This is a genomic window from Frigoribacterium sp. PhB116 (assembly GCF_004364285.1).
Lineage (GTDB): Bacteria > Actinomycetota > Actinomycetes > Actinomycetales > Microbacteriaceae > Frigoribacterium.
In genome coordinates this window covers 1,194,896-1,209,752 of record NZ_SOBE01000001.1, presented here as the reverse complement: position 1 = coordinate 1,209,752, position 14,857 = coordinate 1,194,896, and the positions used below count along the sequence as shown (strand labels likewise).

Genomic DNA, 14,857 nt, shown 5'->3' with positions numbered 1-14,857 from the left:
GAGCCTGGGAGCAGCGAGCCTAGGAGGCGGTGGTCCGGCCGTCCCGCTCGGTGCGTCCGGTGCGGCTTGCGGCGTCGTCGTCGTCGACCCGCGCTTCCTCGTCCGACTGCGCCTCCTCCGACTGCTCGTCGGCCCGGCGTCGCTCGGCGCGGTCGTGGGCGGCGAGCATCGCCTCCGCGTGCTCGGACTTGGCCTCGCCGACAGCGGCGTCGTCGCCGCGGGCGATGGCGACGCCTTCGCGGACGGTGGCCAGCACCGCCTTGGCTGCCTCCTCCGGGGTGAAGTCGAACTCGCCCCGCTCGCTGCCGTCGCCGGCGTCCGCGTAGTGCTGCAGCTCGTCGCCCTCGCCGGGCCGCGGGGGCTGCTCGGCGTGCTCGACGCAGAGCCGCGCCACCTCCTCCGCGTGGGCGTGCATGACGGAGTGGGCCGCGCCGGGCATCTCCCAGAGCCGCGACGACGGCACGAGCCGTCCGATCTGCTCGACCCAGCTGCGCGGCGCGACCGCGTCGTGCTCGCCGCGGATGACGAGCGTGTGGGCGCGCACCTTCGGCAGCTGCTGCTCGATCGGGTAGGTCATCATCTTCGGCAGCACCTGCGAGAACCAGTGCACCCCGCAGACGAGGTAGGCCCGCAGGGCGAGCACCTTGACCCGGCCGGGCTCGTGCCAGGCGGCCTGCAGGAACCGCCGCGCCGCGACGGTCACGCGCCGCTCGGCCGGGTTGACGACGGGGCCGATCAGCACGAGTGTCGACAGCTCGGGGCGCCGGGCCGCGAGGTCGGTGACGATCTGGGTGCCCATGGAGTGGCCGACGACGATGGGGTCCCTCAGCCCGAGGTCGTCGATGGCGGCGCCCACGAGGTCGGCGAACTGGCGGATCGTGAGCGCCGTGCGGGGATGCGTCACGCCCGCGAAGCCCGGCAGGTCGAGGGCGTGCACGGGGCCGAACGAGTTGAGGTTCGGGGCCAGCCGCTCGAAGTAGTCGGACGAGACCCCGATGCCGGGGACGAGCACGAACGGGCGCTCGCCGGTCGTGCCGATGGTGCTCACGCGCACCCAGAGGTCGCCGCGCTCGACCCGGCTGACGCGCACGCGGGTGCTGGACTCGTCGCGGCCTCGCCTGCGCGTGTGCCCGCGTGTGCCTGTGACGGCCATGCGCCTCCTCGTCGGTGTCCGTGCCGCAGCGCTGCCGGGGCAGGAGGTGCGGGACGGTGGGCGACCAGTCTCGCACCCCGCGGGAGGCGTCGGTCTGGCAGGATCGGCACCACCGTCCCGCGCCCCCGAGGAGGCTCTCGTGCCCCGAGCAGACATCACCAGGACCATCACCGTCGCCGCGCCTCCTGAGGTCGTGTTCGAGGCGGTCACGACGGGGTCGGCCGGCTGGTTGTGGCCCGTCGACGTCGAGCCCCGGGTCGGCGGGGCAGCGGGGCCGGGCGTCGTCACCGTGTGGGATCCGCCGAGCCGGTGGGCGAACCGGATGGAGCAGGGCGACTGGTGGAACGAGCTCGAGCACGTGATCGACGAGCTCGACGGGGCGACGCGGCTGCGGTACCGGCAAAGCAGCGTCTTCGCGGACGACGGCCAGCTCGACGGCGCCGAGACGCACACCGACTTCTACCTGCACACCCTGGCCGAGTACGTCGCGTGGTTCCCGGGGCGGCCAGCGACGTGGATCTCGGCCGAGGCTCCGGCGACGTCGCGCGAGCTGGGGTCGTTCGACCGCGTCGTCGAGGCGCTCGGGCTGACCGCCGGCCACGAGGTCGGCGATGCGCTCGTGATCGACCTGCCGGGCGTCGGCGCGGTCATGTCGGGCATCGACTGGCGCTCAGGGTCGTTCCTCGGGCTGCGGACCGCGGACGCCCTGTACCGCGTCTTCGGACGGGAGCGCTGGGGCGGCGGGGTCGCCGTCACCGTGCACCACTTCGCGGACGACGTGGACGCCGCTGCCGTGGCCGCGGCCTGGGAGCAGCGGCTGCGCGAGGTCTTCGCCTGAGGCAGGCAGGCAGGCAGCGCCTCCGTGTCGGGAGGCGTCGGCTCAGCGGCGCAGGACGGGGTCGAGGGCGCGGAGGTTGCGGCGCAGCAGGAGGCGCAGCGCGAGCCCGGACGCCGGGCCCGCCAGGCGCATCCACCAGGCTCCAGGGCGCCAGACGACGCGGATGTCGAGGGTGACGCGGTCGTCGGGGTGGTGCGTGGCGAGGTAGCTCTCCCAGCCGCGCTGCGGGTGCCCGACCAGGGCCGCGTGCAGGAACCCCGTCGAGCGGGACAGCACCGGCGCGCCGCCGCGCCGCGCCGGTCCGCGCGCGTCGGCGGGCTCGTCCGCGGTCTCGCCGACGGGCTCGTCGTCGAGCACCCGGACGACCTTGCAGGCGACCCGCGGTCGCAGCGGCCCGAACGGGATCGCCCACGAGCTGACGGCGCCGACCTGCACCCGGTCGGGCACCTGCAGAGCCACGAAGCCGGAGCCCCTGTGCACCTGCCAGCCGAGGACGGCGTCCCCGGCGATCCGCGCGTCGTCCGCCCCGTGGCCGACGAGTCGCGAGACGGCAGTCACGTGGAAGCCCTCGGGGACGGGGCCCGACAGCGTGGGCTCGCCCTCGAAGGCCCACGCGTCGACGAACCCGGGCGGGACGCTCTGTGACGACATGGGTCGAGCCTGGCACGTCCGTCGGCACGGCTCGGGCAGGATCGGCGGATGACGACGAGCGCGCCCGGGTTCCTGCTGCTGCACGGCTGGCAGAACAGGCGTCCCGCCGACCACTGGCAGCACCTCCTCGCCGACGAGCTGCGGAGGCGTGGCTCCGCCGTGCGCTACCCGCAGCTGCCCTCGCCGGACGAGCCCGACCTCGCAGAGTGGGAGGCGGCGGTCCGGTCGGAGCACGCCGCCCTCGGCCCCGGCCCGGTGACGGTCGTCTGCCACAGCCTCTCGACCCTGCTCTGGCTGCGGATCCAGGCCGGGGCCCGCCCGCTCGCGGCCGACCGGGTCGCGCTCGTGTCGCCTCCGTCGCCCGAGCTCATCGCCGGGCAGGACGCCGTGCACGCGTTCGTCGACGGCGGCGCGGCCCTCGGCACGGCTAGCGGTGAGGCCGGTGGTCAGGCCGCCGGCGCAGAGTCGCGGGACACGCTGCTGTTCGACGGCCGTCTCCTGGGGACGGGGGCCGTCGGCGACTCGGTCGTCGTGGCCGGCGACGACGACCCGTGGCTCCCGCTCGGCCTCGGCGACACGTGGCGCGGCCGCCTCGACGGCCGCCAGGTCGTGGTGCGCGGCGGCGGGCACCTCAGCCCCGACTCCGGCTTCGGGGCGTGGCCGGCGATGACCGCCTGGGCCCTCGGTCAGCGAGGCGAGGTCGCGCTCGGCTGACGTGCGAGTCGGCTGGCGGCCGCCGGCTCGCAGCTGGCGGCCGCGTGGCTGCGCCGGCAAGGCGGGCGGGTTCGTCCTGCACGGGCGCACGTGACGGACCGCTGACGACGGACCCGCCCGCCCCGCGAGCATGAGCCCCTAGGAGGCGGGGGCCAGGAACGCGGCGGCGGCAGCCGACAGGGAGGCCGGGTCGTCGACGCCGCAGAGCTCGCGGGCAGAGTGCATGCCGAGCAGGGGGACGCCGACGTCGATCGTGCGGATGCCGAGGCGGGTCGCCGTGATCGGCCCGATGGTCGAGCCGCACGGCACGCTGTTGCTCGAGACGAACTCCTGGAACGGCACGCCGGCCTGCTCGCACGCCCGCACCCACTCGGCCGCGCCGAGACCGTCGGTGGCGTACCGCTGGTTCGCGTTGATCTTGAGCAGCGGCCCGCCGTTGACGACGGGCTGGTTCGCGGGGTCGTGCCGCTCGGGGTAGTTCGGGTGGACGGCGTGCCCGGCGTCGGCGCTGAGGCACCACGAGGCCGCGAGCGCGCGCCGGTGGTCGGTCGCGTCGGCGCCGAGGCCCGCCGAGACACGGGCGAGGACGTCCTCGAGGAACGGCCCGGCGGCCCCGGACGGAGTGGCCGAACCGACCTCTTCGTGGTCGAACGCGGCGAACACGGCGACGTGGTCGAGCTCGGCGTCGGCCGTCGCGAGGAGGGCCGCGAGCCCCGCGTGGGTCGACGAGAGGTTGTCCATCCGCCCGGCCGCGAAGAGCTCGCCCGAGAGGCCGAGCACGGCAGGGGCGGCAGTGTCGGCGACGACGACGTCGTAGCCGACCACGTCTGAGCCCGCGAGGCCGGCGAGGCCCGCGAGGTGGCCCAGCACGTCGGCCTGGTCGAGCGGGCCGGCGCCGACCACCGGGGCGAGGTGGCGCTGGGGGTCGAGCTTGAGCCCCTCGGCGTTGACGCCCCGGTCGAGGTGCACCGCGAGCTGCGGGATGCGGAGGAGGGGCCCGGTGCGCACGAGGGGGGTCTCGCCTGAGCGGGTCACCAGCCGCCCGGCGAACTCGAGGTCGCGGTCGAGCCAGGAGTTGAACAGCGGGCCGCCGTAGACCTCGACGCCCGCCTGCACCCAGCCCCGTGTGCCCGTCGTGGGCTTCGGCTTGAGCTTGAAGCCGGGGGAGTCGGTGTGCGCGCCCACGATCCGGAACGGAGTGGTCGACGAGGCGCCGCCCGGCTCGACCCACGCGATCACGGCGCCGTCACGGACGACGTAGCGCCGTCCGGGGCCGGTCGGCCACTCGGCCGTCTCGTCCAGGGCCGTGAAGCCGGCCGCGTCGAGCCGACGAGCGGCCTCGGCCGCGGCGTGGAAGGAGGAGGGGGACGCCTGGATGAAGGAGGCGAAGTCGTCGAGGTGCGCGCGCGAGGAAGTCATCCCCACCAGCTTGCACCATGCCGGCGACGGGTCGGTGTCGCCAGCGGGGCGTCAGTGCCCGGTCTGCCGCGCGACGTCGTCAGCGCACGGTCGTCAGCGCCTGGCCGACTGCACCCGGTCGTCAGCGACCGCCGCTGCCGGTGACCTGGGCGCCGGGCTCGGCCCCGCTCTCGCCGCGGCCGTCCTCGTCGTCGGCGGTCAGCCCGTCCGTCCGGTTCCCGGAGACACCCGAGGGGTCCACGGCGACGTAGCCGTCCTCGCCCGACAGCGGGCCGCCGAGGCGCTCGGTGACGTCGCCCTCGGGAGTCGCGTCCCCGCTCCCGGCGGGGCGGCCCTGGGTGTCGGTGTCCCCGTCGGCCGGGTGCCCGGCGGAGGTCGTGGCGGCGTCGTCGTCGTGGGAGGCGAGCGCGGCCTCCTCGAGGCGCTCCTCGAGGGCGCTTCCCTCGGTGGCGTGGCTCTCGGTCGCGGCGTCGTGGGGCTCGTGGTCGTGGCTGGTGCTCATGGATCGTCCTCTCGTGGGCGGAACTCGTCCGACAGTAGGCGTGGTGCGGGAGGCAGGTCAGGGGACGGTCGGCAGGGCGTGCGACCACAGGTGGAAGAGGGCGTAGGCGCGCCACGGGGCCCAGGGCGCGGACGCGACCTCGGCCTGCTTCGTGGTCACGCCGCCGAGCGCCCGCCTGAGCACGAGGTCGCCCGCGGGGTACGCGTCCCGGTCGCCCAGGGCCCGGACCGACAGGTAGTCGACCGTCCACGGACCGATGCCGGGCAGGGCCAGCAGCGACGCACGGACGGCTGCGACGTCGCGGTCGGGCGCGATGACGAGACCGCCGGCCACGGCCTCGGCGACGGCGTGCAGCGTCCGGCCCCGGGCGCCGGTGACCCCGACGGCGGCCCGGAGCTCGTCGACCGGCAGGGCCGCGACGACGTCGGCGCGGGGGAACCTGCGGAGTCCCGTCCCGGCCACGTCGGTGCCGAGCGCGGCGACGAGCCGTCCCGCGAAAGTGCGGGCCGCGGCGAGCGAGACCTGCTGGCCCAGCACGGTGGTGACCGCCGCCTCCCACCCGTCGGGGCTGCCGGTGATGCGGATGCCGGGCCGTGCGCGGACGAGCGGGCCGAGCACGAGGTCGTCGCCGAGCGCGGCGAGCACGCCGGAGGAGTCGGCGTCGAGGTCGAGCCACCGACGGACGAGACGCTCGACCCGGTCGCGGTCGTCCGGCGAGGGGGCGAGCCCCGGGGAGGCGGTGGCCACGACGTCGACGCCGCTCGGCTCGAGGCGCAGGTCGAGCCGCAGCACGCGCGACGGCTCATCGGCCGCTGCCACGTCGACGAGGCGGGAGTGCGTGCCGGCCGTGACGTCGGTCAGCTCCGCCCCCGGCACGCTGTGCGCCGCGAGGAGGCCGATCGCGTGTGCGGCGTCGTACGGGCCGTCGGTCTCGAGGCGCAGCTCGAGCGGGGCGAGGACGAGGTCGGTCACCGTGCCGCCTCCCACACGCCCGACGACCCTCGTCGGTGGCTGTCGACCAGGTGGGTGTCGACGATCCCGGTGGCCTCCATCAGCGCGTGCATCGTCGTCGGGCCGACGAAGGCGAAGCCGACTGCCTTGAGCGACTTCGAGAGCGCGACCGACTCGGGGGAGGTCGTGGGGACGTCGGCGAGCTCGACGGGACGCGGGGTCGCGGTCGGCCGGTGCGACCACACGAGGTCGACGAGCCCGCCGCGCTCGCGGAGGGCCACCGTCGCGCGGGCGTTCGTGATCGTCGCGTCGATCTTGAGCCGGTTCCGCACGATGCCCGCGTCGGCGAGCAGACGCTCGCGGTCGGCGTCGTCGAAGCCGGCCACCACGTCGGGGTCGAAGTCGCGGAACGCGGAGCGGAACGCCTCGCGCTTGCGGAGGATGGTGGCCCACGACAGCCCCGACTGGAAGGCCTCGAGGCTCAGCCGCTCGAAGAGCCCGCGCTCGTCGCGGACGGGCATGCCCCACTCGGTGTCGTAGTACTCGCGCATCAGCGGGTCGACGGCAGCCCACGGTGGTCGGGCCAGGCCGTCGTCGCCGACCACCACGCCGCTCACGAGCGCGCTCCGGCCGAGAGCTGCGACTCGAGCCCGAGCAGGACCGCCTTGGCGGCCTCGCCGCCGCGGTAACGACCCGGGGTGCCGTCGCTGCGGACCACGCGGTGGCAGGGAACCACGACCGGCAGGGGGTTCGTCGCGCAGGCCGTGCCGACGGCTCGGACGGCCCTCGGGCTGCCGCTCGCGGTGGCGACGCGGGCGTAGCTCGTCGTCTCGCCGTAGGGGATCTCGGGCAGGTGCTCGAGCACGGTCCGCTGGAAGCCCCGGGACAGCCTGCGGTCGAGCACGAGGTCGAAGTCCCGGCGCCGCCCGGCGAAGTACTGGTCGATCTCGACCGCCACCTCGTCGAGCTGCCGGCCGGACCGCAGCACCCGGGAGCCGACCTGCGCGGCGACGCGGTCGAGCACGGCGTCGTGGTCCTCGATGTCGAAGGCCACGCGGACGAGACCGACGTCCGTCGCGCAGAGCAGCAGCAGCCCGACTGGCGAGGGGATGGTTCGCCAGAAGACGTCGACGGTGCCGACGACCGCAGCCTGGTCCGCGAGTCGGGCGCGGAGGAGGTCGAGGTGTGCGTCGAGGCCGGGGCCAGGCTCGGTGTCGGTCGCCTCGACGAGGCGGTGCTGCGCCGTCGTATCGACGTCGGGTGCGGTGTCGTTCACGGGCGTGCTCCTTCTCGGGGTCTCGTACGTCGGGGCCCCTCGGGTCGGGGTGCCTCGGGTCGGATCGCCGTCGAGCCGGTCGAGCCGGTCGGGCCGGTCGGGCGGGTCGGGAGGGTGGGAGTGGAGCCTTTCTCGTCGCGCTCGCCGAGCACGTTGCGCAGGGCGGCGACGCCGTCGGCCGCCGAACGTCGACACGCGGCGTGGCTGCGGCCGGTCAGCTCGGCGACCTCGAGGTGGCTCAGCCCGGCGAGGTGGTGCAGCACGACCGCGTCGCGTTGCCCCTCGGGCAGGGACCGGACCGCGCGGAGGAGGGCGTCGTCGCGGGCGAGGACCTCGTCGAAGGCCGCCGACGACGACTCGCCGTCCGCCCCGGGCTCCGGCAGGTGCTCGACGGGCTGGGGCCGACGGTCCCTGGCACGGATGACGTCGAGGGCCTTGCGACGGGCGACGGTCACGAGCCACGCCTCGACGTTGACGTCGGACGGGAGGTCCGGCCAGGCGACCAGGGCGGCCAGGAACGTCTCCGACCAGGCGTCGTCGGCGTCGGTCGGCTCGAGCAGGGCACGACAGACCCGGAGGACGGTGGTGCCGTGCAGCTCGACGACGCGATCGAAGGGCGGCATCTCAGAAGAGCCGACCGGAGCCGGCCGACGCCGGTGCCTCGTGGTCGAGCAGGAACCGCTTGCGGACCAGCCCGCCGGCGTACCCGGTGAGCGAACCGGCGGAGCCGACGACTCGATGGCACGGCAGGAGGATGTTCAGCGGGTTGGCCCCGTTGGCGGTGCCGACGGCTCGGGCGAGCCTGACGTCGCCGAGGGCGGCCGCGAGCTGCCCGTAGGTGCGGGTCTCGCCCCAGGGGATGGTCGCGAGCTGCTGCCACACGCGCTGCCGGAAGTCCGTGCCGACCGGCGCGAGGGGCAGGTCGAAGGCACGACGCTCGCCGGCGAACCACGCGGCGAGCGGGCTCTCGACCTCGACGAAGTCGGACAGGCCGGTGCCGACCGACGATCGGGCGCCGAAGCTGGCAGGGTCGGGCAGACGACGGTGGTCGGAGAAGAACAAGCCCGTGACGCCGTCCTCGCCGCCGACGAGCGTCAACTCGCCCACGGGGCTGTCGATCGTCGTGTGGACGACGGAGATCGTGCTCATCGGGGCTCCTGTCTCGGCTGATCGTACTCATCATGGAGACGCGCGCCGCGCCTCCTGTGTGAGGTGAGGCGCGGGAACTTGCGGAGGGTGCACGGATCAGAACATGAGCCGCGAGTCTCAGCAGACGCCCCGGCGCGGCCTGGTACTACTGAGGGCGCGCCCTTCACGGGCGCCACCGGCCCGGTCCGGGGACTCCACGCTGTCGGGTGCGTGCGAGCACCCGGGCCGGGTCCTCCTCGTCCAGGGCCTCGTAGGTCGGCGACGCCTCAGCGCCGCGTCTCGAAGCCGCCCTCGCCGGTGGGGGCGAGCTCCTCCACCTCGACGCGCGACACGTCGGCGCCGGCGGGGCCCTCCTCGAGCCAGGCCAGCAGTCGGCCGACAGCCTCGGGCTCGCCCTCGACCTCCACCTCGACGGTGCCGTCGGAGCGGTTGCGCACGAAGCCGTCGACGGCGAGGCGGTCCGCCTCGCCCTCGGTCGAGAAGCGGTACCCGACGCCCTGCACGGTGCCGTGCACGAGGGCGCGTCGTCTGATCACGTCGTCCATCGGTCGACCGTACCCGCGCCTCCCCGTCCCCGGACGCGTCGAGGGCGGGCCTCCGGGCCGAGGACGGGTCGAGACCGACCTGCCGCGCGCTGGGAGACCCGCCCTCGAGGACCGTGCTCAGCGGTCGATGGTCGACATGTCCGAGTAGCGGTCGCCCTTCGGCGCGGCGACGTCGTCGAGCTGGTGCACCTGCTCCTCGGTGAGCTCGATCGCGTCGGCGGCGACGTTCTCGTCGAGGTACGTGCGGCGCTTCGTGCCCGGGATCGGCACGATGCCCTCGCCCTTGGCGAGCAGCCAGGCGAGGGCGACCTGGCCGGGCTTCGCGCCGACCTGGCGGGCGACCTCGTCGACCTGCTCGACGATCCGCACGTTGGCCTTGAGGTTGTCGCCCTCGAACCGCGGGTTGAACCGGCGGAAGTCGTCGTCGGCGAGCTCGTCGACCGAGCGCAGGGTGCCCGTCAGGAACCCGCGGCCGAGCGGCGAGTACGGCACGAAGCCGATGCCGAGCTCGCGGACGGTCGGCAGCACCTCGGCCTCGGCCTCGCGGCTCCACAGCGACCACTCCGTCTGCAGCGCCGTGATCGGGTGGGTGGCGTGCGCGCGGCGGATCGTCTCGGGCGACGCCTCAGAGAGACCGAGGAACCGCACCTTGCCGGCCTCGACCAGCTCGCCCATGGCCCCGACGGTGTCCTCGATCGGCACCAGGGGGTCGACGCGGTGCTGGTAGTAGAGGTCGACGTGGTCGATCCCGAGTCGCTTCAGCGAGCCGTCGATCGAGGTGCGCACGTACTCCGGGCGACCGTCGATCGTGCGTTCGGCCCGCGCCTCCGGATCGGTGACGTTGCCGAACTTGGTCGCGACGACGGCGTCGTCGCGACGGCCCTTGAGCGCCCGGCCGAGCAGCTGCTCGTTGGTGTGCGGGCCGTACATGTCGGCCGTGTCGAGCAGGGTGACGCCGTGGCCGAGAGCGGCGTGGATCACGCGCACCGACTCGTCGTCGTCGGTCCCGCTGCCGGTGTAGAAGGCGGACATGCCCATGAGGCCGAGGCCGATGCGGCCCACGTCGAGTCCGCCGTCGACGCTGCCGAGTGTGGTGTTCTTCATGGCGTCAGGCAACACCCGTGCGCTGTGCGGCGACCGAATGCAGGAGGTGCGATGCAGGTCGTCCCTGCACCGCACCTCCTCGTTCGCCTCGCGCCCCGAGGGGCCGGGGCCTACGCGGTCGTCAGCTCGACCTTGAGCCAGCCCGGCTCACGCCGGTCGAACGCTTCGTACGCGGCGATCGCGTCGCCGACGGGCTCGCGCTCGGTGATGAGCGCAGTCGGGTCGAACAGCCCGGCGGCGACGCGCTCGATCAGCGGGGGAGTCACCGAGTGGTGGTCGCAGTTGCCCATCCGGATCGTGAGGTTCTTGAGCATGGCCGCCCCGATCGGGTACGACTCGACGGTGGGCGAGTAGACGCCGATGATGCCGATCCGGCCGTACTTCGCGACGATCTCGACGGCCCAGCGCGCCGCCTGCGACGGCGCGCTGCCGGGCACCCACAGGTCGCCCTGCGGAGCGGCGTCGGGTGCGACCTGCGCGACCTCCTGCTCGAAGCTGCCCTTCTCCTCGTCGGAGGGAGCGGCAGGGCCCGAGACGGGGTGCTGCGCGTCGACCCCGACGGCGTCGATGACGGCGTCGACGCCGATGCCCCCCGTGAGGTCCTTCACGGCCTGGACCGGGTCCTCGCGGTTGAAGTCGACCACCTCGGCGTTCTGGGCCAGAGCCTGGGCCAGGCGGTCCTCGAGGCCGTCGATCGCGATGACGCGGGAGGCGCCCTGCTGGAACGCGGACGCGATCGCGAACTGCCCCACGATGCCCGCCCCGAGCACGGCGACGACGTCGCCGCGACGGACGCCGGCGAGCTCCGCGCCGAACCAGCCGGTGGGGTAGATGTCGCTGAGCAGGATCGCCTGCTCGTCGCTGACCGTGTCGGGCAGCGGGTGCAGCGTGTTGCGCGCCCAGGGGACGCGCACGTACTCGGCCTGGAGGCCGTCGATCGGCCCGGTCGAGGCCGGCCCGCCGAAGAAGGCGGTGCCCGCGTCCGGCCCGTTCGCGTTGGCGACGTCGCACTGGGCGGTGTGGCCCTCGCGGCAGTACCGGCAGGCGCCGCACGACACGGTGCTGTTGATCACGACGCGGTCGCCGGGGCTGAAGCCGCGCACCGCGTCGCCGACCTGCTCCACGACGCCGACGGCCTCGTGCCCGAGGACGGTGCCCTCTTCCATCGGCGCCATCGTGCCGCGCACGAAGTGGAGGTCCGTGCCGCAGATCGCGCTGCGGGTGATGCGGACGATCGCGTCGTTCGCGTCCTGGATGGTGGGCTTGTCGACCTCGTCGAGACGGATGTCCCCGATGCCGTGCCAGACGACTGCCTTCATGTGTGCCTCCTCGATCGGTGCGGCTGCGCCCACGGGAGTCCGCCGGGCACGGCGTGCACGGTAGGCCCGGGCGACCGGCGGCACCCGCCGAGTCGCCTCCGCGTCCGGGGTACAGACGTGGCTCGTCGGGCGTGCGGGCCCAGGCCGAGACGCGACGACGCCCCCGACCCAGAGGAGGTCGAGGGCGTCTCGCGCTCGTTCCCGAGCCGGTCAGCGCAGGCGGGTCGTCGAGTCCCACAGGTCCTTGCACGGACCCGTCGCCGTCTCGGCCGCCTTGCCGGCGCCCTTGAGGACGCTGCCCCAGTTCTTCTTGACGACGCCTCCGGCCGCGGTCAGCAGCGCGCCGCCCATGCCGTGGTTGCACTCCAGCATGAGCGTCCTCTCCTTCTGGGTCAGGTCGGGGGTGTTGACGAAGATGCGGTCGCCGGTGACCGGGTCGACGGCGCAGCCGACGGAGGGCGCGCAGTAGTCGGCGGGGGCGGCCGTGGCGGCCTGCGCCTGGGCTGCGGTGCCGGCGCCGGTGAACAGGGCGACGGCCAGGACGGTGGTGCCGATGGAGTGACGCTTCTTCACGGGGACCTCCTCAGGTCGAGGCGGCGCCGGGCGGCGTCGCCGATCGTGCGTCCTGGACGCTACCGATCCCGCGGCGGCCGGCGGAAGGCCCCTTGACATCCGACTCGTTCGGTGGGCGGTGGCACAGAGGCGTCCCGATACCCACGGCGGCGCGGAAGTCCGGACGCGTCAGGGGCGTCCGGACCTGCGTGCAGACCGTTCTGTTCGGAGGTCATTCCCAGCTCCGAGCCGAGGAGGCGCGAGTCAGCCTCGCGAGGAGCGGGCCTCCGCCGCCGTGGCCAGCGCTGTGCGACGACGCCGCAACGCGGCCCCACCGGCCACGAGACCCAGCCCTGCGGCGAGCAGCCCGCCCGCGAGCAGGAGCGGCTGGTCGACGTCGCTGCCGGTGAAGGCGAGGGGCCCGCGACCGCCGGCCGTGCCGGTGCTCGTGCCGGCGCCGTTCCCGCCGGTGCCTGCGCCGCCTGCGGGGGGCGTGCTCGGCGTTCCCGCACCGGGGTCGGTGACCGGCGGCTCGACCGGGGGCGCCTCGGTGGCGAGCAGGGCGAAGGTGCCCAGGGTGCGGTCGACGTACGCGACGAACTCGGTCGGGTCTCCTGCGCCCGTCACCGCGAGGCGGTACGTGGTCCCGGGCGTCAGGTCGGCGAACACGAAGCGGCCGGCTGCGTCGGTGGTGGCGGTCGCCACGGGCACGTCGCTGCCGACCGGGAGGACGCTCACCACGACGCCGGGGGCGAGTGCACCGGCCGAGTCGACGACCGTGCCGTCCACGGCGACGGCCGCGGCCGTGGGCACGACGAGGACGAAGGGCGCGGGCGTCTCGCCCAGCTCGGGCGCCGTGAACGGGATGGGGTGCTCGGCGTCGTCCCCGACGACGACCACGTAGTCGGCGCCGGGCGTGAGCCCGTCGGCCTCGAAGCTGCCGTCGGGACCGGTCACGACCGACACGTCGGGGCCAGTCGGCTGCGCGGTGCCCTCGTCGGGCACCGGGATGAAGTCGAGCGTCTCGTTCGCCGCGGGCGTGCCGTCGGCGTTCGCGACCGTGCCGGTGACGTCGACCGTCGGGGCCGGGGAGTCGACGTCGTAGAAGGTGGTCCCGTCGGCGTCGGGGTCGTCCGGCGCGATGGCCTCGAACTCCGTCCCCGAGGCCACGTCGACGACCGAGTACAGGCCGTCGGGGTCGAGCCCGGCGAACTCGAACGTGCCGTCGGCGCCGGTCGTCGTCGTCCCGAGCGGGTCGGTGTCGCCGTCCCCGAACAGCTGGACCACGCGGTCGGGGGCGCGCTGGCCGTCGACCGTCACGACACCGGTGAGGACGGCGGTCGCCGGAGGCGCCACGACGGTCGGGAAGGCGAAGTCCAGCCCGACCTGGTCAGCGGTGGCGAGGGAGAACGACAGGTCCGCGGCGGGAGCGGAGCCGTCCGGCTCCGCGATCGACACCGAGTAGCCGGGAGCGGCGACCAGCGCGGCGAACGAGTACGTCCCGTCCGGGCCCGTCTCCGTCGTGCCGACGACGTCACCTGCGGCGTTCGTCACGGTGACGCGTGCGCCGGCGTACGGCGTCGCCGCGTCGCCCGTCCCCACGGTCGCCGTCCCCGAGGCGCTGAACGTCTTGGTGGCGAACCAGGTCTGGTACACCGGGAACCCGCTGCGCTGCTGGTACGTGATGGTCAGCGTCTCGAGCGGCACGCTCGGGCTGAACCAGCCCGCCGCGCCCTCGGTGTCGGCGGCGGCGGGGTTGCCGACCAGCGTCGCCGTGGCGGCGTCCCAGCGCGGCTGGTCGCCGGTGCCGGCGCTGTCGCACGACGGGGTGCCCGTGCCGGCGCAGTAGTTGTAGGTGCCCTGGAAGCCGAGCTGCGCCGCCGTCACGACCGCGCCTCCGACGCCCGTGGCGGTGATCGTCGCCTGGTCGGCGTCGATGTCGCCGAGCACGAACGACCAGCCGGACGACGGCGTGGCCGACTCGAACGAGTAGGTGGTCACGGCGGCGCCGGCCGCGGTCGGCGAGTCCTGTGAGGGCCGCTGGTTCAGGTACGGCAGCCCGCGGCTGGTGCCGTACTGGGCGCCGGGCGGAGTCGAGGCCGCCTGCCACGTGCTCGAGCCGCTCGGGACCGTCGCCTGCCGTGAGGTCGAGGTGAAGGTCGTGACGGGGAACCCGCCCGCCAGCGTCATCGTCCCGGTGTAGCCGCGTGCCGAGCCGGAGACCTGGAACTCGCCCCAGGACGAGCCCTGGGCGGCGGAGGCGCCGGTCGCGCCCCCGAGGGCGAGGGCCAGCGCGACGACGCCGGTGGTGGTCGCGGCGGCGAGGCCGCGGAGCGAGGCTCGACGCGGCAGCCGCGAGGGCCGGCCAGAACGGGCAGTGGAACGGTCGAGCATGCGGGCCTCCCAGACGGGGGCCGTGGTGCCCCCGGCTGAGGTTATTTCACGAAGGGCCCGCTTGTCACCCGCTGGCCGGATCGCGAGTACGAGAGGCCCCTGCGGTCAGGGGGATCACGTCGCCGTGACGTCCCCCGACCGGCGGTCTAGCGCTTCTTGACGTTCGAGACCGCGTCCTCGGAGTGCGACGCGGTGCCGCTCTTGGCCTTCTTGTCCGCGCGCTTCTCCTTGAGGCTGCGGACGGCGACCTTCGCGGTGGTCTTCTTCGCTGATTTCTCTGCCATGGTGGT

17 protein-coding genes are annotated in these 14,857 nt (G+C 74.5%); 2 read left to right on the top strand and 15 right to left on the bottom strand.

The annotated features are described in order from the left end of the window. Positions 1–19: 19 nt before the first annotated feature. Positions 20–1,153, bottom strand: a complete 1,134-nt coding sequence (locus EDF20_RS05515; protein WP_133737923.1) for an alpha/beta fold hydrolase — start codon at positions 1,151–1,153, stop codon at positions 20–22. A 139-nt stretch (positions 1,154–1,292) separates the two neighbouring features. Here EDF20_RS05515 and EDF20_RS05510 point away from each other — a divergent pair, with 139 nt between their 5' ends. After that, on the top strand, positions 1,293–1,991 hold the full coding sequence (locus EDF20_RS05510; protein ID WP_133737922.1) for an SRPBCC domain-containing protein: 699 nt from the start codon (positions 1,293–1,295) through the stop codon (positions 1,989–1,991). A gap of 42 nt (positions 1,992–2,033) precedes the next feature. On the opposite strand, the gene EDF20_RS05505 is transcribed toward EDF20_RS05510, so the two are convergent. Beyond that, positions 2,034–2,642, bottom strand: a complete 609-nt coding sequence (locus EDF20_RS05505; RefSeq protein WP_133737921.1) for a DUF1990 family protein — start codon at positions 2,640–2,642, stop codon at positions 2,034–2,036. Positions 2,643–2,690: 48 nt separating this feature from the next. On the opposite strand from EDF20_RS05505, the gene EDF20_RS05500 reads away from it, so the two are divergent. Next, positions 2,691–3,356 carry an alpha/beta hydrolase gene (locus EDF20_RS05500; RefSeq protein WP_133737920.1) on the top strand — a complete coding sequence of 222 codons (666 nt, stop codon included), beginning with the start codon at positions 2,691–2,693 and terminating at the stop codon, positions 3,354–3,356. A 138-nt stretch (positions 3,357–3,494) separates the two neighbouring features. Here EDF20_RS05500 and EDF20_RS05495 read toward each other — a convergent pair whose 3' ends face one another. The 13 genes from EDF20_RS05495 to EDF20_RS15590 form a co-directional block, all read right to left on the bottom strand. Further along, on the bottom strand, positions 3,495–4,775 hold the full coding sequence (locus EDF20_RS05495) for a M18 family aminopeptidase (protein WP_133737919.1): 1,281 nt from the start codon (positions 4,773–4,775) through the stop codon (positions 3,495–3,497). A 121-nt stretch (positions 4,776–4,896) separates the two neighbouring features. Further along, a complete protein-coding gene (locus EDF20_RS05490) occupies positions 4,897–5,277 on the bottom strand; it encodes a hypothetical protein (RefSeq protein ID WP_133737918.1) in 381 nt (126 codons plus the stop codon). Positions 5,278–5,334: 57 nt separating this feature from the next. Further along, positions 5,335–6,249: an AlkA N-terminal domain-containing protein gene (locus EDF20_RS05485; protein WP_243833375.1), complete on the bottom strand. Its 915-nt coding sequence runs from the start codon at positions 6,247–6,249 to the stop codon at positions 5,335–5,337. After that, positions 6,246–6,845, bottom strand: a complete 600-nt coding sequence (locus EDF20_RS05480; RefSeq protein WP_208292577.1) for a DNA-3-methyladenine glycosylase I — start codon at positions 6,843–6,845, stop codon at positions 6,246–6,248. The genes EDF20_RS05485 and EDF20_RS05480 overlap by 4 nt, the downstream gene beginning before the upstream one ends. Next, a complete protein-coding gene (locus EDF20_RS05475) occupies positions 6,842–7,504 on the bottom strand; it encodes a methylated-DNA--[protein]-cysteine S-methyltransferase (RefSeq protein ID WP_133737917.1) in 663 nt (220 codons plus the stop codon). Before EDF20_RS05475 ends, EDF20_RS05480 begins: the two co-directional genes overlap by 4 nt. Beyond that, positions 7,501–8,127: a sigma-70 family RNA polymerase sigma factor gene (locus EDF20_RS05470; RefSeq protein WP_133737916.1), complete on the bottom strand. Its 627-nt coding sequence runs from the start codon at positions 8,125–8,127 to the stop codon at positions 7,501–7,503. The genes EDF20_RS05475 and EDF20_RS05470 overlap by 4 nt, the downstream gene beginning before the upstream one ends. Before the next feature lies 1 nt (position 8,128). Further along, a complete protein-coding gene (locus EDF20_RS05465; RefSeq protein ID WP_208292576.1) occupies positions 8,129–8,653 on the bottom strand; it encodes a methylated-DNA--[protein]-cysteine S-methyltransferase in 525 nt (174 codons plus the stop codon). Between the two features lie 266 nt (positions 8,654–8,919). Continuing rightward, positions 8,920–9,198: an acylphosphatase gene (locus EDF20_RS05460; protein WP_133737915.1), complete on the bottom strand. Its 279-nt coding sequence runs from the start codon at positions 9,196–9,198 to the stop codon at positions 8,920–8,922. Between the two features lie 117 nt (positions 9,199–9,315). Beyond that, the gene (locus EDF20_RS05455; RefSeq protein WP_133737914.1) at positions 9,316–10,302 is read right to left on the bottom strand and encodes an aldo/keto reductase; all 987 of its coding nucleotides are present in this window, start codon (positions 10,300–10,302) and stop codon (positions 9,316–9,318) included. 110 nt (positions 10,303–10,412) lie between these two features. Beyond that, positions 10,413–11,621, bottom strand: coding sequence for an alcohol dehydrogenase catalytic domain-containing protein (locus tag EDF20_RS05450; RefSeq protein ID WP_133737913.1), 1,209 nt, complete (start codon positions 11,619–11,621; stop codon positions 10,413–10,415). Between the two features lie 210 nt (positions 11,622–11,831). Next, complete coding sequence (locus EDF20_RS05445; protein ID WP_133737912.1) at positions 11,832–12,194, bottom strand: hypothetical protein; 363 nt, start codon at positions 12,192–12,194, stop codon at positions 11,832–11,834. 243 nt (positions 12,195–12,437) lie between these two features. Next, positions 12,438–14,567, bottom strand: coding sequence for a carboxypeptidase-like regulatory domain-containing protein (locus EDF20_RS05440; RefSeq protein WP_133737911.1), 2,130 nt, complete (start codon positions 14,565–14,567; stop codon positions 12,438–12,440). Between the two features lie 146 nt (positions 14,568–14,713). Further along, a complete protein-coding gene (locus EDF20_RS15590; RefSeq protein ID WP_166644753.1) occupies positions 14,714–14,851 on the bottom strand; it encodes a hypothetical protein in 138 nt (45 codons plus the stop codon). Positions 14,852–14,857: the final 6 nt, after the last annotated feature.